Origin of the sequence: Muribaculum gordoncarteri (assembly GCF_004803695.1) — a bacterium.
Taxonomy (GTDB): Bacteria; Bacteroidota; Bacteroidia; order Bacteroidales; family Muribaculaceae; genus Muribaculum; species Muribaculum gordoncarteri.
On record NZ_CP039393.1, the window covers coordinates 1,016,053 to 1,042,083 of the forward strand.

Below are 26,031 nucleotides of genomic sequence, written 5' to 3' on the forward strand. Positions count from 1 at the left end.
TAACTCATAAACCATGATACACCGCTATTTCCCCCATACCGGGGAGGATATAGACGCAATGCTCGCCAAATGCAATGTGGCGAGCATTGACGATTTATACTCCGATGTTCCTCGGAAATTGCTTCTTGGCCGCCATTTGAATCTTCCCGATGAGATGAGCGAGAAGGAAGTGCGTGATTTCTTTGATTCGCTGTTTGATCAAAACGTTAACCTGACCTGCTTTGCAGGAGGTGGATATTACGATCACTATGCCCCGGCCGTTATACCGGCTATAATATCGCGGTCGGAGTTTCTTACGGCCTATACGCCTTATCAGCCTGAAATATCACAAGGCACGCTTCAATACATATTTGAGTATCAGAGCATGATGTCGCAGCTCACCGGCCTTGAGGTGTCGAATGCTTCGATGTATGACGGAGCCACGGCTACCGCCGAGGCCATGATCATGTCGGTGGCGTCGGCACGCAAGCGCAATCGTGTGCTGGTGTCGGCAACCGTAAATCCGGCCGTGCGTGATGTCATGGCTACCTACGCCCACTATCACGGCATAGTGCTCGACACGATTGAGGAGCATGACGGCGTTACCTCACGTGACGATTTTGAAACAAAGATGGCAGCCGGCGATGTAGCCGGAGTGGTTGTGGCATCGCCCAACTATTATGGAATACTTGAGGATTACACGGGGTGGGCCGATACATGTCACTCCAAAAAGTCATTGTTCATAATGAATTGCGTAGCTTCGGCTCTCGGAGTGATAAAATCGCCGGGAGAGTGGGACGCCGACATTGCGGCAGGTGACGCACAGTCGCTGGGTATGCCGTTGAACTATGTCGGGCCGTATCTCGGATATCTTTGTGCAACCAAGGATTTGATAAGGAAGATGCCGGGCCGTATCGTAGGCGCTACTACCGACGATGCCGGGCGCAGGGTATTTGTGCTGACGCTTCAGGCACGTGAACAACATATACGCCGAGATAAGGCTACAAGTAACATCTGTTCCAATCAAGGCTTGATGGCGCTCTATGTAACGGTGTACATGTCGTTGATGGGCGCGTCGGGACTTGATGAGGTCAATCAAATAGGCTGTGCCGGAGCGCATCAGCTTGCCGATGAGCTTGTGAAGACTGGTAAAGTCAAGTTGAAATATCCTGAGTATCCGTTCCTGAACGAGTTTGTACTGACCACCGACTTTGATGTCGATGATTTCCTTGCCAAGGGAGTGGATTGCGGAGTGCTCGGTGGCGTGAAGTTGGGCGACCGTGAATTGATGATTGCCGTGACCGAGATGCAGTCGCGCGATGACATGACCCGATTGGTTGATATTGTAAAACAAATGTAAGAAAGGAGTTCAACAATGAATCGAGAATATTATGGTAAACTGATATTTGAGTTATCGCGTCAGGGCCGAAAAGGATATAAATTGCCCGATAACGGATGCACACCTTCGATTGACAGGATTCCTGCAGCATTGATGCGCGACAAGGCTCCAGAGTTGCCCGATGTCGATGAACCCACGGTTGTGCGTCACTACAACAATATGAGCACAAACAATTTCGGCGTCGACACAGGTTTCTATCCGCTCGGCTCCTGCACAATGAAGTATAATCCTAAAATAAATGAGGAGATTGCCGCCGACAGGCGCATGGCACGACTTCATCCTCTCCAGCCCGACTATACCGTGCAGGGTGCGTTGAAATTATATTATACACTGCAAAGCCTGTTGTCAGAGATAGGCGGCATGAAGGAGTTCACGCTTAATCCCTATGCGGGAGCTCATGGCGAGCTTACCGGATTGATGGTGATCAGAGCCTATCATGAGAGCCGCGGCGATGCAAAGCGAGTAAAAGTAATTGTGCCTGACTCGGCTCATGGAACCAACCCTGCAAGTGCCGCTGTGGCAGGACTTAAGGTTGTTGAAGTAAAGAGCCGTCCCGACGGAACGGTGGATGTCGATGACCTCAGGCCGTTGCTTGACGAAACAGTGGCCGCCGTCATGATGACCAATCCCAACACACTTGGAATCTTTGAGCGTAACATCCCCGAAATAGCCCGTCTTGTACATGATGCAGGAGCATTGCTCTACTACGACGGAGCCAATCTTAATCCTCTTGTGGGAGTGGCCCGTCCCGGAGATATGGGATTTGATGTGATGCACATTAATCTGCACAAGACATTTTCCACTCCTCATGGCGGAGGCGGTCCCGGAGCCGGACCCGTTGGCGTGCGTGCCGGACTTGAGCAATTCCTGCCCAATCCCCGCGTCGTGAAGCGTGACGACGGTACTTTTGCCGTGGAACACACCGACACGGCGTTAGGTCAGGTTACCGGCACTCTCGGCAACTTTGCAGTGTCGGCTCGTGCGTTGAGTTACATACTTTCGCTCGGACATCAGGGGGCTGCAATGGTAGGCCGACTGGCGACATTGAATGCCAACTATATAAAGGAGTCGTTGCGCGACCTCTATCTGTTGCCTATCGACGGAGTGTGCAAGCATGAATTCGTTTTCGACGGACTTGCCGATAAATCAACCGGCGTGACTACGCTCAACGTGGCAAAGCGTCTGCTTGATCACGGCTATCATGCTCCCACAATATATTTCCCGCTTCTTTTCCATGAATCGCTGATGATAGAGCCTACTGAAACCGAAAGCAAGGAAACACTTGACGATTTCATAGCCGTGATGCGTGACATTGCCCGTGAAGCTGCTGAAACTCCTGAGGTGGTTAAGGGCGCGCCTCATAATACTCCGATAACGCATCCCGATGACACCCAGGCTGCATTGCATCCGGTTGTAACCTACACTCAACTCATCAATTCATGAACAGTTGCGACATAATCATAATAGGCAGCGGCCCCGGCGGTTATGAACTTGCTGCAAATGCCATTAAGCGCAATCTGTCGACTGTAATAATCGAGCGTGACCAACTTGGCGGAACCTGCCTTAATCGAGGCTGCATACCCACCAAGGCCCTGTGTCGCTCGGCCGAGGTTGCCGACCTGGTGCGTAATACGTCATCGTTTGGAGTGGAAGTCAATGAGTTTTCGCTCTCTTACGCCAAGGCTGTCAATCGCAAGGACGCAATTGTAGAGCAACTGCGACAAGGTGTGAGTATGCTGCTAAACGGCGCTACAGTGATAAAAGGCGAGGCTAAGTTTACGGGCGAAAATGTAGTCGAAGTGAACGGCGAAAGTTACACTGCGCCGCGCATTGTAATAGCAACCGGTTCCAAGCCCGCGATGCTTCCGATACCCGGAGCCGAACTGGCGATGACAAGCGATGATGTATTGTCGCTTGAGCAGCTGCCTGAGAGCATCTGTGTGATTGGCGGCGGTGTTATCGGCGTGGAACTTGCCTCGATACTCTCCTCGTTTGGCGTTAAGGTCACCATAGTGGAGTATTGCAGTGAAATCCTGTCCAATTTTGACAAGGAGATTGCCAAACGCCTGCGCACGGCACTGTCACGGCGTGGAATAAAGGTTGTCGTTTCGGCATCAGTGACTGCGATACGCGAGGGCATGGAAGTCGATTACGAAAGCAAAGGAAAGACGGTGACGCTCAATGTCGATGCTGTATTGATGGCCGTAGGCCGCCGACCGGTAATACCTGAAGGGGTAGTTGAGCTTGGTGTCAAGACCGGACGCCGTGGCATAGAGGTAAATGAGCGTTATGAAACATCGATTCCCGGTATATACGCCATAGGCGATGTCAACGGAGAGTGCATGCTTGCTCATGCCGCAACTGCACAAGGCGAGCGTATTATCGGCTCGGAGGTCGATGTGACGGTGGTGCCTGCGGCTGTATTTACTGTCCCCGAATGTTCAATGGTAGGACTTACCGAAGAGCAGTGCCGGGAGCAGGGCATTGACTACATTACATGCAAGGCTATGTTCCGAGCCAACGGCAAGGCGCTTGCCATGGGGGAAGTCGACGGACTTGTCAAGCTTATTGTCGAAAAGGAGTCGCGTAAGATTTTAGGATGTCATATATGCGGCCCTCATGCCGCCGACATCGTGCAAGAGATTGCGTTGGCAATAAGCTCGCAGCTGACTGTAGATGCTGTAGTCGATACCATACACGCACATCCCACTCTTGGAGAGGTGGTGCGTGCTGCAGCATCGGCCTTATAGGCTCAGATATATAATTAAAATAAAATGGACAGGATTACGGATGATTCCGTTCCTGTCCATTTTTTATAGAAACGATTGGTGTCGTTATCTTTTTGAATTCAGCAGCTCGGGGGTGGGGCATTCATAATTTGAAATGCCGAGCTTTATTCCTTTGAGCTGGTCAAGAGTGTGTACGGGCGGTGTAACGTTGTCGGGAATCGGCATTCCTGAGAATTGCTGGAAATAGAGCAGACAGCCCTCTTTCCACCAGTTGGCGTCACGTGCCTGGGTCATGAGTCGCTCATTTACATCGTTCCATAGTTCAGGATCAATGTAGGGCTTTGCTGCGGTCCATTGGCGTTGCATGGTTTCAACGCTTTCCACTCCCGATTGATAGCGGTTGCATAACTCCTGCCACAATGTAGCACCTGACTTCATCTTGAAATCCCAGGGAACATGGTGAAACCACAGAATGAACTCCTCAGGACATGTGTTGATGTTGTCAAGCTTCTTTGCCAGTTGGGCGGGGTATTGAGCTACAGCGTTACTACCCGAAGAACTGCGGTTAAATCCCAGACCTGCTGAGTCGGCACGATGGTAGTAGGGTGGCATCCAGTCGGGACGGCCGCCTTTTATGTCACACCACGGTTCGGGACCATAGTGATGGCCGAATGCAAACAGATGATGAAGGCCGAGAGGCATCATGTAATCGACAACAGCTTCGCGGCTGTTGAGCATCATCTTTTTGAGTCCGTCAGTCACCTCCTTGGGAGTGTTTTCGGGATAGTTCAGCGTCATCGGCATCCACTCGTCGATTATCTCCTCACTGCTGAGCTGCGGATTCCAGGCAAGTCGACCGAAGGCATACCAGTTGGCCTGTGCCATGGGGTGTCCTGTCCAGTTGGTGTCATTGCCCACATTGGCCACTCCGGCAATTGCCTTCAATGACGAAGGTGACACGTAGTCGAAAAATTCGGTCCACATCGGAGCGAGATAAGCTATGTGGTTGGAGTGTCCAAGATACTCTTGAGTGACTTGAAACTCCACCATCTGGTCGGTTTGGGGCATTGCTCCGAACAACGGACTGTAGGGCTCTCTCGGCTGAAAGTCGATGGGGCCGTTCTTAATCTGAACAATCACATTGTCGTCAAACTTGCCGTCAAGCGGTTGAAACTCGATATAGGCTTGCTTTGCACGGTCGGCATCGGCCGGAGAATATACGAAAGCCCTCCACATCACTATGCCTCCGTGAGGTTTCAATGCGCGGGCCATCATGTTGGCTCCTTCGGCATGGGTGCGATCGAAGTCGCATGGACCCGGCTGACCTTCGGAGTTGGCCTTGACAAGGAATCCTCCAAAATCGGGAATCAACTTGTATATTTCATCGGCTTTGGCTTTCCACCATGCTGCAACCTCGGGAACCAGAGGGTCGGCGGTCTTCAAGCCGCCAAGCTGCATGGGTGCGGCAAAATTGGCCGACAGATATACTTTTATACCGTAGGGACGGAACACATCGGCAATCTTGGCAACCTTGGCAAGGTACTCGGCGCTCAATATCTTGGACGATGCATTGACATTGTTAAGAACAACACCGTTTATGCCTACCGAAGCGTTGGCTCTTGCATACTCACGGTAGCGAGGTGACACTACATCGGGCAATTCGTTCCAGTTCCATATACTGTGACCCGCATATCCGCGTTCGATTGTTCCGTCAAGATTGTCCCAATGGTTGAGTACTCTCACATTGTAGGCCGGGATTTCCTCTCTAAGAGCAATCGCCTTGCCGGCTGCATTGTCGCGAAGCAAGGCATAGCTGCCGTAGAGCAGGCCCAGGTCGTTGTTGGCCGACAGTACAAGTCCTTTCTTGTCGCGGTACACCCGGAATCCTTCATTGCCGAGATTCTTGTCACGCTTTATTTCAAGGCGCAAAGGTTCGCCATGCCAAGCTTTATTCAGCTCCTCGGCCGCAATGGCTACCGTGGGGCTTTTGGATTTTGGCACGGTTATCACGGCCTGATTGTCGTTGTCACCCCCTGAAAGCCACAAGCATGAGCCGTCATAGGCCCATGCTGTGCTTCCTGTAAGTATCGCCGTAACGGCGAGGATTAAGGATTTCAGTTTATTCATCCCCCGAACCTCCGCCGTCGATGGTTTTGATGCGACCCTCGTCGTCATATTCGAGCTCGGCAACCTTAAGGCTGCGTAACCAGGTCTTTCCTCCCGAAGGCACACAGTCGTGGTGGAATATGTACCAACGGCCCTTGTGCTCTACAATGGCGTGATGTGTGGTCCAGCCTACAACCGGAGTCATGATGCATCCCTGGTAAACGAACGGGCCGTAAGGATTATCGCCCACTGCATAGCACAAGCGGTGAGTGTCGCCGGTTGAATAGGAGAAGTAGTACTTGCCGTTGTACTTATGCATCCATGAGGCTTCAAAGAAGCGGCGAGAGTTGTCGCCTGCCTTCAGAGGCTCACCTGTTTCGGGATCGAGAATCACGATAGGACGCGGCTCTTCGGCAAATTGCAGCATGTCGTCAGACAATTTAACGACGCGTGAGGGAATTGCCGGCATTTCGTCGGGTTCGAGATGCGGCTCTTCAAGAGCCTTGTTGTCGCGATAACGCTGGAGCTGACCACCCCAAAGTCCGCCGAAATACATGTAGTAGTCATCGCCTTCGCGGAATATTGCCGGGTCGATGGAGTAGCTTCCGCGGATGGGATCGGGCATGGGTGTGAACGGGCCTTCGGGACGATCGGAAACTGCTACACCGATGTGGAATACATCGTTCTTGTCCTTCAAGGGGAAGTACATGTAGTAACGGCCGTCCTTTTCAGCTACATCGCAGTCCCAAAGCTGGCGTCCTGCCCAGGGTATATCGTCGACATCAAGCACCTTGCCGTGGTCAACGACTTCGCCTTCCATTATATCATCGGTTGAGAAAACGTGATAGTCACGCATCTCGAAGTGGTCGCCGTTGTCATTCTCTCCGGCACCGCTGTCCCAGTCATGGGAAGGATAGATGTAAACTCGTCCGTTGAAAATGTGTACTGCCGGGTCGGCCATGTAGTCCTCGGGGACCAGATATCTCATTTTAGTCATGATGTTTTTAAATTTTTTATGTTGGTTGATTATTCAGCTGATTCTGCAGGTGCCTCCTCGACATTCTCGGCTTCGGGCTCAAGTGAAGCGGCGAGGAACGGTTTTACCTGATAGTTGCGGTCGAAGAGAAGAGGATAGTCGACACGGCCGGGGATGGGCCAATCGTTCTTCCAAGAGTCGCCGTCGGCTACACCCCATGCGTTTACGCGTGAGATAACATCGGAGTGCTTGAGAAGAAGACGCATTACATCCTCCATGCGGTCATTCCACTGTGCTGCTACATCAGCGGGAAGTCCGTCGGCATAGGGATTGATGTTGGCCTTTGCTGCTATTGTGTCGCCTACGTTGGCCGACTGGGTAAGGGTGGGGAGTGCGCTCATGTCCCATTCGGTTATCATTACATTGCAACCTGTTCCGGCAAATGCCATGAGCGATTCCTCAAACTCGTTGAGGTCGGGATAGTCAAGACCCATGTGAGCCTGCATTCCGATACCGTCTACGCGAAGTCCGCGATTCTTCATCTCGTTTACGACACGTACAACTGTGTTGCGACGGCCTTCAACGTTCATGCCATAGTCATTGTAGTAAAGTTCGGCATCGGGGTCGGCCTCATGTGCATACTGGAATGCAAGAGGAATGAACTCTTCGCCAAGTATTTCATAGAACGGAGTCTTGCGGAATGAGCCGTCCTCGACGATTGCCTCGTTGACAACATCCCAACCCTTTACGCGGCCTTTGTAACGGCCAACTACAGTGTGGATGTGATCGCGCATGCGCTGCTTGAGGGTGGCCGAGTCTACGAGTTCGCCCTTGTCATTTACGCAGAACCAAGGAGCGAGCTGCGAGTGCCATATAAGGCAGTGACCCACGATGAACATATTATTGTCTTCGCCAAACTTAACGAACTGGTCGGCTGCTTCCCAATTGTAACGGCCCTCTTCGGGATGAATTTCGGCCGACTTCATTACATTTTCAGGAACAATGGCGTTGAAGTGTTTTGCAGCTGTGGCGGCTCCCAGTGAATCGAGTCCGCTCGCCTGATTTTCGTTGATGGCAACTCCCATGAGGAACTTGTCCTGGAACATTTCCTTCAATGTGGGTTCGGGGGCTGCTTTTTCAGTGCATGAGCTGAATGCTGCTGATGCTACCACGGCCATTGATGCAAGGCCAAAGATTACTTTGCTCTTCATTGTTGTCTTTTTGTGTTTTTGATGATTGGTTATTGATTATTATGTTTCATTTCGATTTCCTTGTTGATCTGGTCGATGCGCTCGTCGTCAAGGTCATACTTTGAAATAATGAACATGGCGAGCAACAACAGGATGGCCGGGATAACGGCAACCAGCCACAGAATACCCTGCTGTGCGAAGGGAGTCTGCTGAGCTGCATCTTTGTTGAAGTCGACAAATGCGAGAACGAGTCCGGGAACAACGCCTCCAAGAGCCATACCGGCCTTGTAGAAGATACCTGTAAGGGCGTTTACAATACCCGATATGCGGCGACCGTGAGTGTATTCGCCGTAGGATATTACTTCGGGAACCAAAGCCCACATGTAACCTGTGGCTACGATGACACCGGTTGACTTTACAAACTGTGCAATATACACGAGCATCATGTGCTCCTTAAGCGAGTCGACCATTGATATTACATAGAGCATGGCCATACCGATGATAGCTGTAATAAGGAAGATGTAGAACATTCCCTTCTTGCCGACCTTGCGCTTGATGGCAGGTATCATGGGCATGAAAATGAATGCGGGGATAGAGCCGAGTCCCATGAATATTGAGAGCTCGCCGGCTGTACCGCTGAGATTGTAGTTGATGTAGTAGGCTCCTGCCGAGTTGCCGATTGCCATCATGGCAAATGCCGTGATGAAGAAGAAGGCGAGGATTCGGAGAGGTTTGTTGCGTACAAATTCCAGCCAAAGGTCGGACACCTTGACGTTTTCGGTTTCGCTCTTGTCCATTACCACGCGTTCGCGGCACTGGGTGAAGCAGAATATGAGCAGGGCAAGACCAACGAGTCCGTAGATGGTCATAGTGATGAACCATGCAGAGTCGCTTGAAGAGAGGTCGGAAGTTTCCGACGGGTCAAAGAGCTTTACAACGATAGGAAGACCCATACCCACTGCAAGACCGCCGACATTGGCCATGAACATACGCACCGATGTCAATATCGTGATTTCATTGGTGTCGCGGGTGAGTGATGCGTTCAATGCTCCGTAGGGCACGTTGACAAGGGTATAGCACATTGAAAGGCCCACATAAGTTATATAGGCATAAAGCAATGAACCTGAGAATCCGTTCCAGAAGCAGAGGATTGCGAATCCGGTCAACGGCACACCGCCGAGTATCAGATAAGCGCGGTATTTACCGAGTTTGGGATCGTGCTTGTCGACAAATGTGCCCACCAAGGGGTCCCAGATTACATCCACGATTCTTACAATCAGGAACATTATAGCTGCCACACCGGGATCGAGTCCGTAAACATTGGTGTAGAAGAACAGCAAATACATGCTGATAGTTTGGTAGATAAGGTTCTGGGCCAAGTCGCCAGAGCCGAAACCGATACGCTGTGTCCAACTCAGCTTATAGAAGCCTTTGTCAGAAGCCGGCACTGCATCGGATTTGATTGACATTTCCATATCCATGGTTGTTTAGGTTAGTTTATTTTGTTATGTTAATATTGTTGATTACTGCATCGGCTACACGCTTGCCAAGTGTCTTCTTGTCAAGGGGGTGTATATCGTTCCACTCTCCGAGGTCGGAGTTCTTGATGAGGGTCGCACCGGGTACTTCATCGGCCACTTGTGCCTGCACTTTGCGCATCTCGGCCCATGCGTCACGGCCTCTTCGGTCGCTCGGATGGAGGAAGTCGGCGAGCTCGACAATGTAGAAGGGCATGTCGTCATCGTTGAATGCCTCGCGCCAGTCGGCTATCATGGTCTTAAGGAGCTGACGGTATTCATTGCGGCGTTCTACATTGGATTCTCCCTGGTACCACACCGCACCTGCTACGGGAAGGTTGATGAGCGGGTTTATCATGCTGTTGTAAAGCACGGTAGGCTTGTAGCAGTAGAATTCCATTGCCGGGCCTGCAGGCATGGGCGTTCCCAAATGATAACGCCATTTGCCTTCAAGGCTAACCTCTTGGTCGCCTACGATTATTTTGTAGGGCTTCTCGGCTACAAAGTGCGGATTGCCGTTCTGGCTTATGACACGCACGGTAACGTTGTTGACGCCCTCTTTAAGCAACCCTTCGGGGATGTTGTAAATGCGGGGAGGATATTGATAAGATGTGGTGCCTACAAATTTTCCGTTGATATACACCGAGTCGGCATCGACTATGCATCCAAGGCGTATTATGCCGGGCTTTCCGGCCATTGATGCCGGGAGGGTGACATTCTTTCTCAGCCAGTGAGAGCCGTTGACGGGATTGAGGCCGTCGTTGCTCCATTGGTCATTGCCTTTCCATGCATTGTGACGGTCGTCGCCGGTTACGGTGCCGTCGGTCATTGTTCCCGTGATAAGGTCGGTGGTCACCCATGATGAGTCGTCGTAGTTGGGGTCATACCATTTTACCGATTCTTGCAGTCCCGGATCGTTGGCATACATTGTAGCATTCCAGCGAGCATAGTTTTCGCCTTCGAGTTGCTTGATGCGGTCGCGATAGCCGTCATCTTCATATATGCGCTTGATATTGAGCGCACGAGGGAACTCGGCAAGATTCTTTTCGCTTATCCATGACTCGACAGGAGTGCCGCCCCAGCTTGAGTTTATGATGCCCACGGGCACTCCGGTTCTCTCATACAGATCCTTGGCGAAGAAATAGGCGAGAGCCGAGAACGACATTACGTTTTCGGCATTGACAGGCTTCCACTGCGACGGATTTATGTCGTCAAGCGGCTTGTGAAACTCCACAACCTGAGGTATGATTATCTGGCGTATCGACGGATTGTCGTAGGATGCTATTTCATCGGCAAACATGTCGGTGACACGTCCTACCGGAAGTTCCATGTTGGATTGTCCCGAGCAGAGGAATACATCGCCCGACAACACGTCGTTGACCACTTCATCGTTGATGGTTATAGTATAGGGGCCTCCCGCCTTCAATGCAGGATATTCAATTGACCATTTTCCGTCGCTGTCGGCTGTAGTGTCGACTCCTTTGCGGGGACCTGTCGACTTATTCTTGCTATTGGTTACTTTTACGTTTATAGATTCTCCGGGATCGGCTGTTCCCCATAACTTTACGGGCTGCTCCCGCTGGACAATCATGCCCGACGATATCATTCCCGGCAATTTTACCTTGGCATCGACTGAAAAGCTTAATGCAGTCAATGTCGCTAATGCGATTGATAGGTATTTCTGCGATTGGTTCATTATCTATTTGTATTGATATAGTTTTATGTGCAATATCTGAAAATCATCGACTCCAATGCGTACGTGGCGTCCCTGATGGGTTTCGTCGCCATTGTATCGGCGAACGTATTTCATTGTCCCGTCGGGATTTAAGGTAACTTCATCGACCGATGCAAGGCCGATGCGCTTGGTGCCGCTCCATGTAGCGGGCGATTTGCGGTCGCTGCCGGCGTTAAGAAATCCATCCTCGCCGAGATTCTGTTTTACAGTCGTTTCGTTGTCGTTTTCAAACTTTACGACAACCCCGGTTCCGGCCAACACGTATTCATCGGGGGCAAGACGGATAAGCACCGCTCCGGTTGCAGGCCATTCGCTGCCGTCGGTGGCTCGCGGATCCCAGGGGAGGGTGAAGTAGTGGTTGGCCGTTATTTTCATACCGTCGCGATGAATTATGCGCTCAGTTGAGTCGTTGTCGAAGTATAGTCCGTTCATGTTGCCGGTTCCTTGATGCGCTGTGAGCAGGGGCATCAGTTCACGCAGTTTGGCGTATCCTTTAACCGATGGAGCATCGGGAGAGTCGCTGCCGTTTTCGATTGAGAACGGACTGAATCCCAATGCGTCATGCTCGCCGATTACATAAAATGCCTGAGCGGCATTGCCGTCGGCGCGTCTTATTTCGGGAATGAACAGCGGATTGTCGACTGTGCGGTACTGTGCCGTCCAGTCGATGAACCCTTTGTCGTAAAGATCGGGAGCAAGCAGGTCGATTGATGGAGCTGCTGCATGCCAGATGTCCTTGAGATGGGCCAGAGGGCCTGCCGACGGATATTCCCCGGGTTTGCGGTCGCGGCTGTTCATTGCGGCGTTTACATATAGGGGGCGGTCGATGGACTTACGGGCTGTTTCGGCCATGCGTTGAACGTAACGTGCATAGTTCCATGCCATGAAATATTCGTCGCTGTATATGTCGTCGCCGAATACTTCGCGCCAGCTTCCCGAAGCCTTTTCGCCATTCTGTTTCCAGCGTTCAAGCAGTGACGGATGCAGGGTGGAGCGATTTTTGCGGAGGTGTGACATCAGTTGGTCGGGCACGCCTTTTTCATACTCCTTCTGAGCTGCTTTTGAGTAGTCGCGTGCATCCTCAAGCATTCCGATTTCGTTTTCAATTTGAATCATCAGCACGGTGCCGTCGTTGTCGTAGTCGTTAACGTGCTTAAGCCACGACTCGAATGCCTTGCTGTCGGCCTTGAATACGTTTTCGGAGAATGCGCTCGCTATTTCAAGCGGTTTGCCGAGCGATGTGCAGGCCCTCGGATATTTTTTATAATCGGCTTTGAACCATGTCGGAGCATAGCAGCTCATTGAGTTTTTCCATGCTCCGAACCAAAGGAATATGACTTTCAAATCGTTTTTCCGTGCCTCATCGATCGTCTTGTCGATTAGCGAATAGTCAAATCGTCCTTCTTCGGGTTCGATTAAGTCCCAATACACAGGCACAAGCACGGTGTTGAGATTCATGCGTCGGAGCTTAGGAAATATTCGCTCGATGTCGGCCGGCGATGATGCCGAACTGTTGCCGAGCTCTCCTCCGAGGACAATGAACGGATTCCCGTTTACGGTCAATTGTGTCGCCGTGCCTTTGTTGTGCAGCTTCACATCGGCTGCATTCACCCGGCATAACGAAATCAGAAATACTGACAGAATTATGGCAAATCGATTCATTGCAGAAAGTGATTGATATATTCAATTACAAATTTAATCTTAATGAATCGATTTTAACACTTAATAGTGTATCAAAAGAGGCTTAAATGTGTAACATGGTGCTGCAGATTGTAACAAAATTCTTTGACCGCGTAACATTTATGCTGTACAACATATTCTCAAAACGCTTATAATGCGTATAATAAGCGAGGTTTGCTCTCGATGAGCCGGAATCCGTCGTAGGTGAACGATGACAGCAAATCTATGTCGGTAATGCGGTTCTTAAGTATGTATCGGCTCATGGCACCGCGACACATTTTGGCATATATTACTATCGTGCGGAGCTTACCGTTTTTGTCGACTTTGAACTCCGGAGATACCACCGTCAGTTCATTGCTCACTTTTTCCCAGTCGAATAGTGATTTCATCTCTTCGCTTGCGAGATTAACGAGAATGCCGTCGTCGGCCTTCACCTTCGCGATCAGATATTCGGTCAATATGGGTTGCCAGTAGTCGGTCATGGTTACGCCTCCGTTGTCGGGCAACTCTACATTGCCCTCAAGGCGATATGGGTTTATGTTGTCGAGCGGACGCAAGAGTCCGTAGAGGAAAGAGCAAATATTAAGGTGGTCGTTGGCATATAGCAGTTCCCCCTCGGTAAATGATGCGAGGTCGAGTTTCTTGAACACCATGCCGTCATATATCAGTCCGGCGGGTCGGCGTGTTGATTCTACGATGAAATTCTGATAGCGCAGATGATTCTCCACGGCAATCGCCCGATTCACTTTAAGCATCTGCTGCAGCTCGTCGACACTGTACTGCGACAATTGTGCTGCGTTGTGAAGCGCTTCGCATTCAAAAGTAGGCTTTGTGGCAAATTTCAGCGCAGGGACACCTTTGGTATCCATCAGTTTTGCACAAGCTATGAGTATCTGCATGGTGTTGGTTTTAATTAAAAACACACCCCAAGAGGCGCATGTTCATGCTCTTGGGGTGTAATGGTGTTGTGTATGTATCGGAATCCGATTATTTTGAGAGTGCGGCAATGCTCTCCTCAAGATTTTTGATCTTGGTTTCGGCATCGGCCTGTTTGCGGCGCTCGGCTTCCACTACGGCGGCGGGAGCGTTGTTGACAAATCGCTCGTTGCCGAGTTTCTTCATCACTGAAGCGAGGAATCCCTGATAGTAGGTGAGCTCCTTGTTAAGTTTTTCAAGCTCGGCGGCTACATCGATGTTGGCCGACAGCGGAACGTTGAATTCCATAGTTCCTACCATGAAGGTAGCTGCGGCTGCATCCTTTCCGGCATTTGAGTTTATCTCCGAGAGGTTGGCAAGCTTCATTATCACGGGAGTTTCAGCGCTCTTCCAGTCGCCTATTACATTCAGCACGAGTGCTTCGCGCGGCGAGATGTTTTTTGCGGCACGCACTCCGCGCACTCCTATTACCACCTCCTTGGCATGCTCCATGGCCTCTACGGCGGCTTTGTCGTACTCCTTTACATCGGGAAGCAGGGCATACATGATCGATTGGCCCGGTGTGCGCTCCTGAAGGTGCTGCCAAAGCTCCTCAGTGATGAAAGGCATGAACGGGTGAAGCAGTCGCAGCAGTATATCGAAGTAGTGCAGCGTAGCATTATAGGTGGTGCGGTCGATGGGCTGTCCGTAGGCGGGTTTCACCATTTCAAGGTACCATGACGAGAATTCGTCCCAGAAGAGTCGGTATATCGCCATCAGGGCTTCCGATATGCGGAACTTGCCGAAGATATCCTTAACCTCGAGCATTGTCGCGTTGAGCTTTGCCTCAAACCAGCGTGTGGCAATGCTTGAGCTTTCGGGCTGCTCCAGGTCGGCCACTTCCCAGCCCTTGACAAGGCGGAAAGCGTTCCATATCTTATTGCAGAAGTTACGGCCCTGTTCACATAGCTTGTCGTCATACAGCACATCGTTTCCGGCAGGAGCGGCGAGCATCAGTCCCATTCGCACACCGTCGGCACCGTAGGCGGCTATGAGGTCGAAGGGGTCGGGCGAGTTGCCGAATTGCTTCGACATCTTGCGGCCGATCTTGTCACGCACGATACCTGTGAAATATACATTCTTGAACGGCATCTCACCCACGAATTCATATCCGGCGATAATCATTCGGGCCACCCAGAAGAATATGATGTCAGGGGCTGTGACAAGTGTCGTTGTGGGATAGTAGTACTTAATCTCCTCGTTGCCTGGCTCCAGAATGCCGTTGAACAGCGATATGGGCCACAGCCATGATGAGAACCATGTGTCGAGGCAATCTTCATCCTGGTGCAGGTCGTCGAGCGTGAGTGCTGCGTTGCCTGTTACGCTCATGGCCTCTTCAAGAGCCTTTTCGGGAGTTTCGGCTACTACGAATGTGCCGTCCGACAGATAGTATGCCGGTATCTGGTGACCCCACCAAAGCTGGCGTGATATGCACCAGTCCTTGATCTCGGCCATCCATGTATTATATGTGTTCTTGAACTTCTCGGGAACGAATTTGATTACATCCTCCATCACTGCTCGGTGGGCGGGCTTCGATATTTCGTCCATCTTCAGGAACCACTGATCCGAGAGGCGGGGTTCGGTGGCGGTGTCGGGGTTGCGCTCCGAATATCCTACCTTGTTTTCGTAATCTTCAATCTTTTCAATCAGGCCGGCGGCTTCAAGGTCTTTGGCTATTTGCTTGCGCACCTCGAAACGGTCCATGCCCACATACATTCCGGCAGCTTCGCTTATCGTTCCGTTGTCGTTGAATATGTCGATGGTTTCAAGATTGTGTTTTGCACCGAGCATGTTGTCGTTCATGTCATGGGCGGGTGTTACCTTAAGGCAGCCGGTACCGAATTCAATGTCGACATAGTCGTCCTCGATTACCGGTATCTCACGATTTACGAGGGGAACAATCACGCGCTTTCCGCGCAGGTGTGCATTCTTCGGGTCGTTGGGGTTGATGCACATAGCGGTGTCGCCCATTATTGTTTCAGGGCGGGTGGTGGCTACCACGGCATAACCGTCCTCACCCACGATGTGATAACGCAGGTAGTAGAGCTTGCTGTGCTCCTCCTTATATATTACCTCTATGTCGCTGAGTGCGGTGCATGCTTTGGGGTCCCAGTTCACCATTCGCTTTCCGCGATAGATGAGACCCTTGCGATAGAGTTCGCAGAAAACCTTGATGACGCTCTTGGAACGGATGTCATCCATGGTGAAAGCCGTGCGGCTCCAGTCGCATGACGCACCTATCTTCTTGAGCTGTTCGAGTATTGTGCCTCCGTATTTTTCCTTCCAGTCCCATGCATGGGCGAGGAACTGCTCACGGGTGAGGTCGCTTTTCTTTATGCCGTCCTTGGCGAGCTTTGCCACCACTTTGGCTTCGGTTGCAATTGCGGCATGGTCGGTGCCGGGAACCCACAGGGCGTTTTTGCCTTCAGTTCTTGCACGGCGTATGAGGATGTCTTGAATCGTATTGTTAAGCATGTGGCCCATGTGAAGGATTCCGGTAACGTTGGGCGGTGGAATCACTATGGTATAGGGCTCTCTTTCATCGGGTACTGACTTGAACAGATCGTGTTCCATCCAATAGCTGTACCATTTGTCCTCTACATCGGCAGGACTATAAGTCTTTGCTAACTCGTTCATCGGGAATATGCTTTTTAAATTTTGTGCAAAATTACAAATTTCTGTCTACATAGCATTATGGGATAGACAATTTTATCGACGCTTCTTGCTTTTGTTGCGGTCGTTTTGGCGTGGGTCGCGGTAGGCGGGAAACAGTTTCCTGATTATATCGGGTCGATGTAATCGCTGCAGTGCCCGCGTTATGTCGGCGCGATAGGCCGGGTCATACCAAAAGAAGAATCTTCGTTGCGACTGTTTCTCTTCGGGACGGGTGGCGCAATAGACCTTCTCTCCCGTGTAGGGATGGTAGCCTGTATAGTATATTTCAGTAGCCACGGTCATTGGAGTGGGCGTGAAGTCCTGCACCTGTTCGAGGTGCATGTTGAGGTCGCGTGTTTCGGCGGCGAGTTCGGCCATGTCGATTTCGTGGCATCCGGGATGTGAGGAGATGAAGTAGGGGATAAGCTGCTGCTTGAGGCTTTGCGTGCGGTTTATTCGGTCAAATATTTTCTTGAATTCATAGAACTGCTTGAACGAAGGCTTGCGCATGATGTCGAGCACGTGGTCTATCGTGTGCTCGGGCGCAACTTTGAGTCGTCCCGACACATGACGGGTTATCAGCTCCTCATTGTAGCGGCGGTTGGTGCGGTCGATCTGCTCATTGCCCGATTCGTGCATTGACAGGTCGTAACGCACTCCGCTGCCGATGAATGATTTCTTTACTTCGGGCAGGGAATCCACGGCTTTGTATATGTCAAGCAGAGGGGCATGGTCGTTGTTGAGGTTGGGGCACGGTTTGGGATGCAGACATGACGGGCGCATGCACTTTTCACACACTGACAGGTCACGGCCCCCCATGCGGTACATATTGGCCGACGGGCCTCCGAGGTCGCTTATGTAGCCTTTGAAGTCGACCATTCGCGTCACCTGCTTTACTTCGCGCAGAATCGACTCCTTGCTTCGTGACGCAATGAATTTGCCTTGATGGGCCGATATGGTGCAGAACGCGCATCCGCCGAAGCATCCTCTATGCAGGTTTACCGAATGCTTTATCATCTCCCATGCCGGAATTGTCTTGTTGCGGTAACGCGGATGCGGCAATCTTGTGTATGGCAGGTCGAATGACGCATCAATCTCCTTGGTGCTCATTGGAGGAAGCATGGGGTTTATCTTTACCGTTTTGTTGCCGTGAGGTTGCCAGATGGTGGCGCCGTGCATTCGGTTGGACTGTTGTTCCACATGCTTGAAATTGGTAGCCTGACTGCGCTTGTCACGCAGGCAGGTTTCAAATGAGGCAAGTATGATGTTGCCGTTGTCGGGAGCCGGCGTGACATCGGCGGGAAGCAGTAGGGCTGTTTGCGGAATGTCGGTGAGCGACGACAATGATTCGCCGGCTGCAAGACGGTCGGCGATTTGCGTCACGGGTATTTCACCCATTCCATATACAATCATGTCCACAGGTGCGTCGACAAGTATCGAAGGGCGCAGCCTGTCCTGCCAGTAATCGTAGTGTGACACACGGCGAAGTGACGCTTCGATGCCTCCCGCTATCACGGGGACAGCGGGATAGAGCTGCTTTAATATCTGTGAATATACGATGGTCGGATAGTCGGGGCGCATTCCGGCACGGCCGTCGGGCGTGTAAGCGTCGTCGCTTCTCTTGCGTCGTGCGGCGGTGTAGTGGTTTACCATCGAGTCCATCGCGCCTGCCGACACTCCGAAGAAAAGCCGTGGACGGCCCAACTTCTTGAAGTCACGCAGGTCGTCGCGCCAGTTGGGCTGCGGTACTATCGCCACTCTTAGGCCGTGGGCCTGGAGCGTGCGGCCTATTACAGCGGCTCCGAATGACGGATGGTCAACGTAAGCGTCACCCGAGAAAATTATTACATCTATGTAGTCCCATCCGAGAGCCTCCACCTCTTTGGCCGAAGTCGGAAGCCATTCCGATGAGTTTCGGTAAACTGAGTCGTTCATTAATCCATGGATTTAAGTTGTTCCTCCATTTTCATTAACTCGTCACGCATTCGGGCTGCTTCCATGAACTCCATTCGCTTTGCAGCCTCTACCATTTCGCTGCGCAGTCGGGTGATGGCGCGTTGCATCTCCTCCTTGTTCATATAAGGTATGATCGGGTCGGCCGCGATGTTGACGGTATTGGTGTACTCCTGCAGATAGGGAACGCTTTCGGCCTGATGACGCTTCTTGGGCGCATCCGACGAGGATTGACGATGCGGTGTCGAGCCGTTGTCGTCGATTTCGTCTATGCCGATTATAGCCTGACGGGCCTTGACGATTGCCTGCGGTGTTATTCCGTGCTCCTCGTTGTAGGCGAGCTGCAGTGCGCGTCGGCGTTCGGTTTCTTCGATTGTCTGACGCATGGAGTCGGTTATCTTGTCGGCATACATTATCACGGTTCCGTTCAGGTTACGTGCGGCACGACCCACAGTCTGAGTGAGCGAGCGGTGGCTGCGCAGGAATCCCTCCTTGTCGGCGTCGAGAATCGCTACCAGCGAAACCTCCGGCAGGTCGAGTCCCTCGCGAAGCAGGTTTACACCTATGAGCACATCGTAGTTTCCGGCTCGCAGGTCGTCGAGAATCCTTATGCGGTCGAGTGTGTCGACATCGCTATGGATATAGGCCGCCTTCATTCTGAGTTTGAGCATGTATTCGTTCAGCTCTTCGGCCATTCGCTTTGTGAGCGTGGTGACAAGCACGCGCTCGTTACGCTCAATGCGCAATTGTATCTCTTCGAGCAGGTCGTCGATCTGATTAAGTGACGGACGCACGCTTATCAGCGGGTCGAGAAGTCCGGTGGGGCGTATTATCTGCTCCACGATGACTCCTTCGCTCTTTTCAAGTTCATAGTCGGCCGGTGTTGCGCTGACATATATTGTCTTGTCGGTAAGCTCTTCAAATTCGTTGAATTTCAGAGGACGGTTGTCGAGAGCCGACGGAAGTCGGAAGCCATACTCTACAAGATTCATTTTACGTGACACATCACCGCCGTACATGGCCCTTATCTGAGGTATTGTGACATGGCTCTCGTCGATAATGGTGAGGAAGTCCCTCGGGAAGTAGTCGAGAAGGCAGAACGGGCGCATACCGGGTTTTCTGCCGTCGAAATAGCGGCTGTAGTTTTCGATACCCGAGCAGTGGCCTATTTCGCGTATCATCTCTATGTCGTAGGTCGTGCGCTCGTAGAGTCGGCTTGCCTCAAGCTCCTTGGCCTCACGCTTGAAATAGTTTACTTGCTCTCCGAGGTCAAGCTCCATCTGTGCTATGGCCTGTCCCACGCGCTCTCGTGATGTCACGAAGATATTGGCCGGATAGATGTTGAACCGGTCATGCGTACCGAGCGACACTCCGTCCTCGGGATGTATCGTGCTGATTGATTCGATTTCGTCACCCCAGAATATGACGCGCAACGTTATCTCCTCGTAAGCGAGGCGAATGTCTACAGTGTCGCCTTTCACCCTGAAGTTGCCGCGTTGCAGGTCGATTTCGTTACGGCTGTAAAGAGCGTCGACAAGTTTGCGCAGAAACACGTTACGTGCAATCTTGTCGCCTACCTTTATGCTTACGACGCTGCTGTGGAAGTCCTCGGGATTGCCGATACCGTAGAGGCACGACACCGATGAAACCACTATCACATCACTTCGCCCCGACAGCAACGCCGAAATGGTGGCAAGTCGCAGCTTGTCGATTTCGTCGTTTATCATCAAGTCCTTCTCGATGTACTTGTCGGTTGTGGGTATGTAGGCCTCGGGCTGGTAGTAGTCGTAGTAGCTCACGAAGTACTCCACGGCATTGTCGGGGAAAAATTGTTTGAACTCACCGTATAGCTGAGCAGCAAGGGTCTTGTTGTGGCTTAATATCAGCGTAGGTTTGTTGATTTGTGCGATGACATTGGCCATCGTGAAGGTCTTTCCCGAACCGGTAACGCCTAAAAGCGTCTGCGCCTTGGTGTCGGCTTTTAATCCGTCGACAAGCTCCTTTATGGCTTGGGGCTGATCGCCGGTGGGGGAATATTGTGATTCGAGCCTGAAATTCATTGTCGACTTTGATTGAGAGATTGCTAAATTACAAATTTAATGAAAATAATCGAATATGTCGGTTATTCGAGGTCGACAATGGTTATGCCCGCGCCTCCGAATTGTACATGTTCGTCGTAATAGGATTTAACGCCCGGTACTGTGTCGAGATATTGTCGCAGATATTGACGCAGCGCGCCTGTGCCTGTGCCGTGCAGTATCCTCACTTTTCCGGCGTTGAAGCGTATAGCGTCATCAATGTAGTAGGTGAGTGCCTGAACGGCCTCGTCGACACGCATTCCTCTCACATCAATCTCCTGCTTGAAGTTGAGCTGACGCGCACGTTGGCTGTCGGATGTCGCTCCGCTTACAATCGAGGCGTTGGCCTTGGCTCCCGATTGAGCCTGAGCAAGGGTGCGTTTCAGTCGGTCGGTCTTCACTCGTGTCTTTATCGCACCGAATGCTACAGTGGCGTTTTTACCTTCGATTTCAAGCACTTCTCCCACGGTTCCTTGTCCGTCGAGCTTCACGTTGTCGCCCACGGCTATGGGACGGTCATCGGAATTGCGGCTGGCCTTGACCTTCTCCTTTTTGCTCTTCGGCGCTTTTTTCAGCAGAGGATGTTCGTTGCCGTTATCGTCAAGCAGATGCTCTATGGCTTCCTGGAGTTTCTTTCGCGCTTCAAGGGTCTTCTCTTTGTCGGCTTGCGCGCGCTTTATGTCATGGATTGTCCGCTCGATTGAAGCGTTACTGCCTTCAAGTATGCGTCGTGCTTCCTCCTTTGCTTCATTGATTATCTCACGGCGCTTTTCACGCAGTTGTGTCGCGTCCTCCTCATATTGAGCCAATCGCTCGTCGATTTTTTTCTCCTTTTGTCGTATCGACATTCGCTTGTTCTCCCAATATCGCTTGTCACGCGCTATGTCAAGCAGATATTTGTCCATATTGATGTAGTCGCTTCCCACTATCTGTTCGGCATCGGTTATGATTACCTCAGGCAGACCTATCTTGCGTGCTATCTCCACCGCAAATGAACTTCCGGGATTGCCTATCGACAGCTTGAACATAGGTTGCATCAGGTGACGGTCGTAGAGCATCGATCCGTTTATGAGTCCGTCGGTGTCCTCGGCGAAATGCTTCAGATTCTGGAAGTGTGTGGTTATCACGCCGCGAATGTGCTTGTCGTTGAATTGCTTCAGTATAGCCTGTGCTATGGCTCCGCCTATCTGAGGCTCGGTGCCTGCTCCGAACTCATCGATTAGGATGAGGGTGCTTTGCTTGCCTTTGGCAAGGAAATACTTCATGTTGCGCAGGTGGGAGCTGTAGGTACTGAGGTCGTCCTCGATTGACTGGTCGTCGCCTATGTCGACAAATATGTCATCGAATATGCCTACGTGGGAGTTTTCATACAGTGGCGGTAGCATTCCGCATTGCGCCATGTACTGCACTATTCCTACGGTCTTAAGACACACCGACTTGCCTCCGGCATTGGGACCTGAGATAATCAGTATGCGATTAGTGCCCGAGAGCGTTATGTCGAGCGGAACTATCTCTTTGCCCTGACGGCGTAGCGACAGTAGCAGCACCGGGTGAGTGGCGTGATACCATTCGATTTCGGGCTCTTTCTCCAATACGGGAAGATTGGCTCCTATCTCGCGGGCGAATAGTGCCTTGGCGTGGATGAAGTCGATTTCGCCTACGATTGTCAGGCTCGACAATATGTCGTCGGCGTGAGGACGCAGGTCGTCGGCAATTGACATGAGTATGCGCGTTATCTCGCGACGCTCCTCCATCTGCAGCTCGCGTATGCGGTTGTTGGCCTCCACAATTTCAGCCGGTTCAATGTATATCGTCTTGCCTGAAGCCGACTCGTCATGCACAATTCCGTTGATGCGACGCTTGTTCATCGGGGCAACGGGTATTACCAGTCGTCCGTCACGCATCGACGGAGTGGTGTCGGCCTCGATGTAACCCGACTGCACGGCACGGGCAATCACTTTGCGCATCATCGAGTTTATCGCTCCCGATGTCGAGGAGAGCTGCGAGCGAATGTCACGCAGTTCGGCCGACGCATTGTCCTTGACATTTCCGAATCGGTCAATGACGCGGTCGATGAGCGATATTATTTCGGGAAACGGTTCAAGGCGTGAGGCTACCGAGTCGAGATGTGGATATTGTGATCCGTTCTCTTCGCGTTTGCTGCTGAAAAATCGCGATAATTCGGCCACCGTGCCAAGCGATTGGCGCACTTGCAGCAGGTCGGGAGCCGATATGAATGTTCCGGGAATGCGTATCGATGCTATGTGACGGCTCACATCATGCAGCCCCGACAGCGGAAAATCATCGCCTGAATCGATGATTTCAACCATCTCGGATGTTGAGTTGAGCTTGTGTTTCACGACATCGAAATCGGCCGAAAAGCACATGTCGTCACAGAAAGCAGTGCCGAGAGTCGAAAGACATTTTTCCTTCAACAGCCCGCGCACTGTGTTGAATCCTATTTTGTTCTCAAATGAATCGGGATATATCACTGTACTATACGTATAATTTATGCAAAGTTATGAATTTTACCGCTATTTTCAATGAAGGCTGTTGATGTTGGGTGGAGGTTGAGCGTCATTTGATGTTAGAATTAAGATATTTTCAATTATATGAAATGTTTTGGACATTAAAAGTTTTTTATTCACGATGCCAAATGCTACCTTTGCAGTCAATATGGAAAAGTATGCCGAAATTGATGGCGTGAAAGTACACTACACGGTAGAAGGCGAAGGGAAGCCGCTCATCCTCATGCATGGCTGGGGATGCAACACGACTACACTCGCATCGGTCGAGAAGGTTGCGCTTGAAAGCCACAAAGTATATAATATCGACTTTCCCGGTCATGGCAAGTCGCAGGAGCCCGGTGAGGTGTGGGGCATTGAACGTTACACCCGGATTCTGGAGGAGATTATAAAACGCGAGGGCATTGAACGCCCGTCGCTTCTCGGACATTCGTTTGGCGGTCGAGTGGGGATTCTCTATTCATCGCGTCATGGCGATGTCGACAAGCTCATTCTTGTCGATGCCGCCGGTATAAAGCCCCGCCGTTCGATGAAATATTACGTTAAAGTATATTCCTATAAAGCGTGGAAGAGGTTGCTCTATATGTCGCTCGGCCGTGAAAAGGCTGAGAAGAAGCTTGATGCCTATCGCAGCAAGGTGGGTTCAAGCGACTATGCTCAGGCTTCACCGATGATGCGCGCCATACTCAGCAAGGTCGTGAACGAAGACCTCAAGAGCGTGATGCCGTCGATCAAGGCTGAAACACTGCTTGTGTGGGGCGAAAATGACACGGCAACTCCGCTTTCCGACGCCAAGTACATGGAGAAGCACATCCCCAATGCCGGGCTTGTGTCGTTTCCCGGATGCGGACATTACAGTTTCCTTGACAATCCTTATCAATTTGCTGCGGTGTTGCGCAGTTTCCTAAATTCATGATTGTATTATGATAGATTTCAGCATTATATTCGTGATTACGTTGTTAGTCGCAGGCGTGGTCAATCTTTTCTACGAGTTTAAGCGTGACCTCATGATGTATCAGCAAAACAGCTACCGTAACGAGCGTTACATGCGCTGGCTGTCGACAAGCGGCGACACAACTTCGCTTGTGAGGTTGCTGACCTATATAGCCATAATGGTGATGCTTGTTCCGCAGCTATCGTATATGTTCTGTTGCTGTGTTGCGCTGATTCCGCTGTGCATCAATGTAGGCAAGCTGATAGTGGCGCGTTATAAGAAGCCTCTCGTGTGGACCAACCGCGTCAAGCGCATCTTTGCTGTCGCATCGTTACTGTCGGTAGGCATCTGTGTTGCCGCATGGTTTATATGGAAGAGCTGGTATGTAGTCGATGTAGCTCTCCTGGTCATATTCGCGATGTCGCATGTAATCATTATGCTGTCGGGAATATTGCTCAAGCCTGTTGAGGCGTCGATTAACAGGAAGTATTACAATGAGGCGGCTTCGATTCTGAGATCGATGCCCGACCTGACTGTGATAGGCGTGACCGGAAGTTATGGAAAGACGAGCACCAAGCACTATCTCAACCGAATACTCAGTGAGAAGTACGATGTGTTGATGACTCCCGGAAGCTATAACACGACTATGGGCGTGATACGCACAGTGCGTGAGATGATGAAGCCTTACAATGAAATATTTATCTGTGAGATGGGTGCCAAAAACATAGGTGACATAAAGGAGATATGCGACCTCGTGCATCCGTCGATAGGTATTGTGACGGCTGTAGGCGAGCAACATCTCGAATCGTTCAAGACCATAGAGAATGTGCAGCGAACCAAGTTTGAGCTTGTCGACTCGTTGCCCGAAAACGGCCTTGCGGTAATAAACGATGATTTCCCCTTTGCTGCATCGCGTAAAGTCGACAATGTAAAGGCGCTCCGATATGCAGTGAGGGCAGTCGATAATGCCGATTACCGTGTGACTTCGGTGGTGTACGACGAAACCGGCACAAGCTTCTCGATGCAGGGCCCTGAAGGGGAATTTTCATTCCATACCCGCCTGGTAGGGGAGTGCAACATATCCAACCTAATGGGTGCCGTCATTGTGGCTCTCTATCTAAAGGTTCCTGTTGATAAGATACAGTATGCCATATCCAAAATCGAGCAGGTTGAGCATCGACTTAACCTTAAGCGCACCCCCGGTGGAATTACAATCATTGACGATGCGTTCAATTCCAATCCCACAGGCTCAAAAATGGCACTTGATGTGCTTGCCGGAATGACAAAGGGCAAGCGTATAGTGATAACTCCCGGCATGATAGAGCTCGGCGACAAGCAACATGAGTATAACGCCGAACTCGGACGACACATCGCGGCCTCGACCGATGTTGCCATAATTGTTGGCGAGTACAACCGTGACGCTATTCTTGAGGGATTAAAGTCGGCCGATATGCCCGAAGAGAAGGTTAAAGTGGTGGATTCATTCAAAGAAGCGCAGATTGTGCTCGGCTCGATTGTAAAACCGGGCGACACGGTGCTGTATGAAAACGATCTTCCCGACACATTCAAATAATAGAACAAACGTAATAAAACATAAAAT

The 26,031-nt window shown here is 51.2% G+C and carries 16 protein-coding genes; 5 read left to right on the forward strand and 11 right to left on the reverse strand.

Features of this window, described 5'->3' with window-relative positions:
* Positions 1-13: 13 nt before the first annotated feature.
* The 3 genes from gcvPA to lpdA are packed head-to-tail and all read left to right on the forward strand — an operon-like array spanning position 14 to position 4,128.
* Positions 14-1,339, forward strand: a complete 1,326-nt coding sequence (gcvPA, locus tag E7746_RS04475) for an aminomethyl-transferring glycine dehydrogenase subunit GcvPA (protein WP_136409980.1) — start codon at positions 14-16, stop codon at positions 1,337-1,339.
* Between the two features lie 15 nt (positions 1,340-1,354).
* Entirely contained in the window at positions 1,355-2,821 is a 1,467-nt protein-coding gene (gene gcvPB, locus E7746_RS04480) for an aminomethyl-transferring glycine dehydrogenase subunit GcvPB (RefSeq protein WP_136409981.1), read from the forward strand.
* The gene (gene lpdA, locus E7746_RS04485; RefSeq protein ID WP_136409982.1) at positions 2,818-4,128 is read left to right on the forward strand and encodes a dihydrolipoyl dehydrogenase; all 1,311 of its coding nucleotides are present in this window, start codon (positions 2,818-2,820) and stop codon (positions 4,126-4,128) included. The genes gcvPB and lpdA overlap by 4 nt, the downstream gene beginning before the upstream one ends.
* An 84-nt stretch (positions 4,129-4,212) precedes the next feature.
* Here the strand turns inward: lpdA and E7746_RS04490 are convergent, their stop codons facing one another.
* From E7746_RS04490 to E7746_RS04540, 11 genes are all read right to left on the reverse strand, one after another.
* Positions 4,213-6,234, reverse strand: coding sequence for an alpha-glucuronidase (locus E7746_RS04490; RefSeq protein ID WP_136409983.1), 2,022 nt, complete (start codon positions 6,232-6,234; stop codon positions 4,213-4,215).
* Entirely contained in the window at positions 6,227-7,210 is a 984-nt protein-coding gene (locus tag E7746_RS04495) for a glycoside hydrolase family 43 protein (RefSeq protein ID WP_369699000.1), read from the reverse strand. The genes E7746_RS04490 and E7746_RS04495 overlap by 8 nt, the downstream gene beginning before the upstream one ends.
* Positions 7,211-7,239: 29 nt before the next feature.
* Positions 7,240-8,400: an endo-1,4-beta-xylanase gene (locus E7746_RS04500; protein WP_123395850.1), complete on the reverse strand. Its 1,161-nt coding sequence runs from the start codon at positions 8,398-8,400 to the stop codon at positions 7,240-7,242.
* A gap of 29 nt (positions 8,401-8,429) precedes the next feature.
* Complete coding sequence (locus E7746_RS04505; RefSeq protein WP_123396173.1) at positions 8,430-9,854, reverse strand: MFS transporter; 1,425 nt, start codon at positions 9,852-9,854, stop codon at positions 8,430-8,432.
* Between the two features lie 22 nt (positions 9,855-9,876).
* A complete protein-coding gene (locus E7746_RS04510) occupies positions 9,877-11,592 on the reverse strand; it encodes a sialate O-acetylesterase (RefSeq protein WP_136409984.1) in 1,716 nt (571 codons plus the stop codon).
* Between the two features lie 3 nt (positions 11,593-11,595).
* A complete protein-coding gene (locus tag E7746_RS04515) occupies positions 11,596-13,293 on the reverse strand; it encodes a GH35 family beta-galactosidase (RefSeq protein ID WP_136409985.1) in 1,698 nt (565 codons plus the stop codon).
* 167 nt (positions 13,294-13,460) lie between these two features.
* Positions 13,461-14,210, reverse strand: coding sequence for a YaaA family protein (locus E7746_RS04520; RefSeq protein WP_123395847.1), 750 nt, complete (start codon positions 14,208-14,210; stop codon positions 13,461-13,463).
* Positions 14,211-14,298: 88 nt separating this feature from the next.
* On the reverse strand, positions 14,299-16,923 hold the full coding sequence (locus tag E7746_RS04525) for a valine--tRNA ligase (protein ID WP_136409986.1): 2,625 nt from the start codon (positions 16,921-16,923) through the stop codon (positions 14,299-14,301).
* Between the two features lie 72 nt (positions 16,924-16,995).
* Positions 16,996-18,876, reverse strand: coding sequence for a YgiQ family radical SAM protein (locus E7746_RS04530; RefSeq protein WP_136409987.1), 1,881 nt, complete (start codon positions 18,874-18,876; stop codon positions 16,996-16,998).
* Complete coding sequence (gene uvrB / locus E7746_RS04535) at positions 18,876-20,954, reverse strand: excinuclease ABC subunit UvrB (RefSeq protein ID WP_123395844.1); 2,079 nt, start codon at positions 20,952-20,954, stop codon at positions 18,876-18,878. Before uvrB ends, E7746_RS04530 begins: the two co-directional genes overlap by 1 nt.
* Positions 20,955-21,016: 62 nt before the next feature.
* On the reverse strand, positions 21,017-23,464 hold the full coding sequence (locus E7746_RS04540; protein WP_136409988.1) for an endonuclease MutS2: 2,448 nt from the start codon (positions 23,462-23,464) through the stop codon (positions 21,017-21,019).
* Positions 23,465-23,648: 184 nt separating this feature from the next.
* On the opposite strand from E7746_RS04540, the gene E7746_RS04545 reads away from it, so the two are divergent.
* Positions 23,649-24,413, forward strand: a complete 765-nt coding sequence (locus E7746_RS04545; RefSeq protein WP_136409989.1) for an alpha/beta fold hydrolase — start codon at positions 23,649-23,651, stop codon at positions 24,411-24,413.
* Between the two features lie 7 nt (positions 24,414-24,420).
* Positions 24,421-26,004 carry a UDP-N-acetylmuramoyl-tripeptide--D-alanyl-D-alanine ligase gene (locus E7746_RS04550; RefSeq protein ID WP_136409990.1) on the forward strand — a complete coding sequence of 528 codons (1,584 nt, stop codon included), beginning with the start codon at positions 24,421-24,423 and terminating at the stop codon, positions 26,002-26,004.
* Positions 26,005-26,031 lie beyond the last annotated feature (27 nt).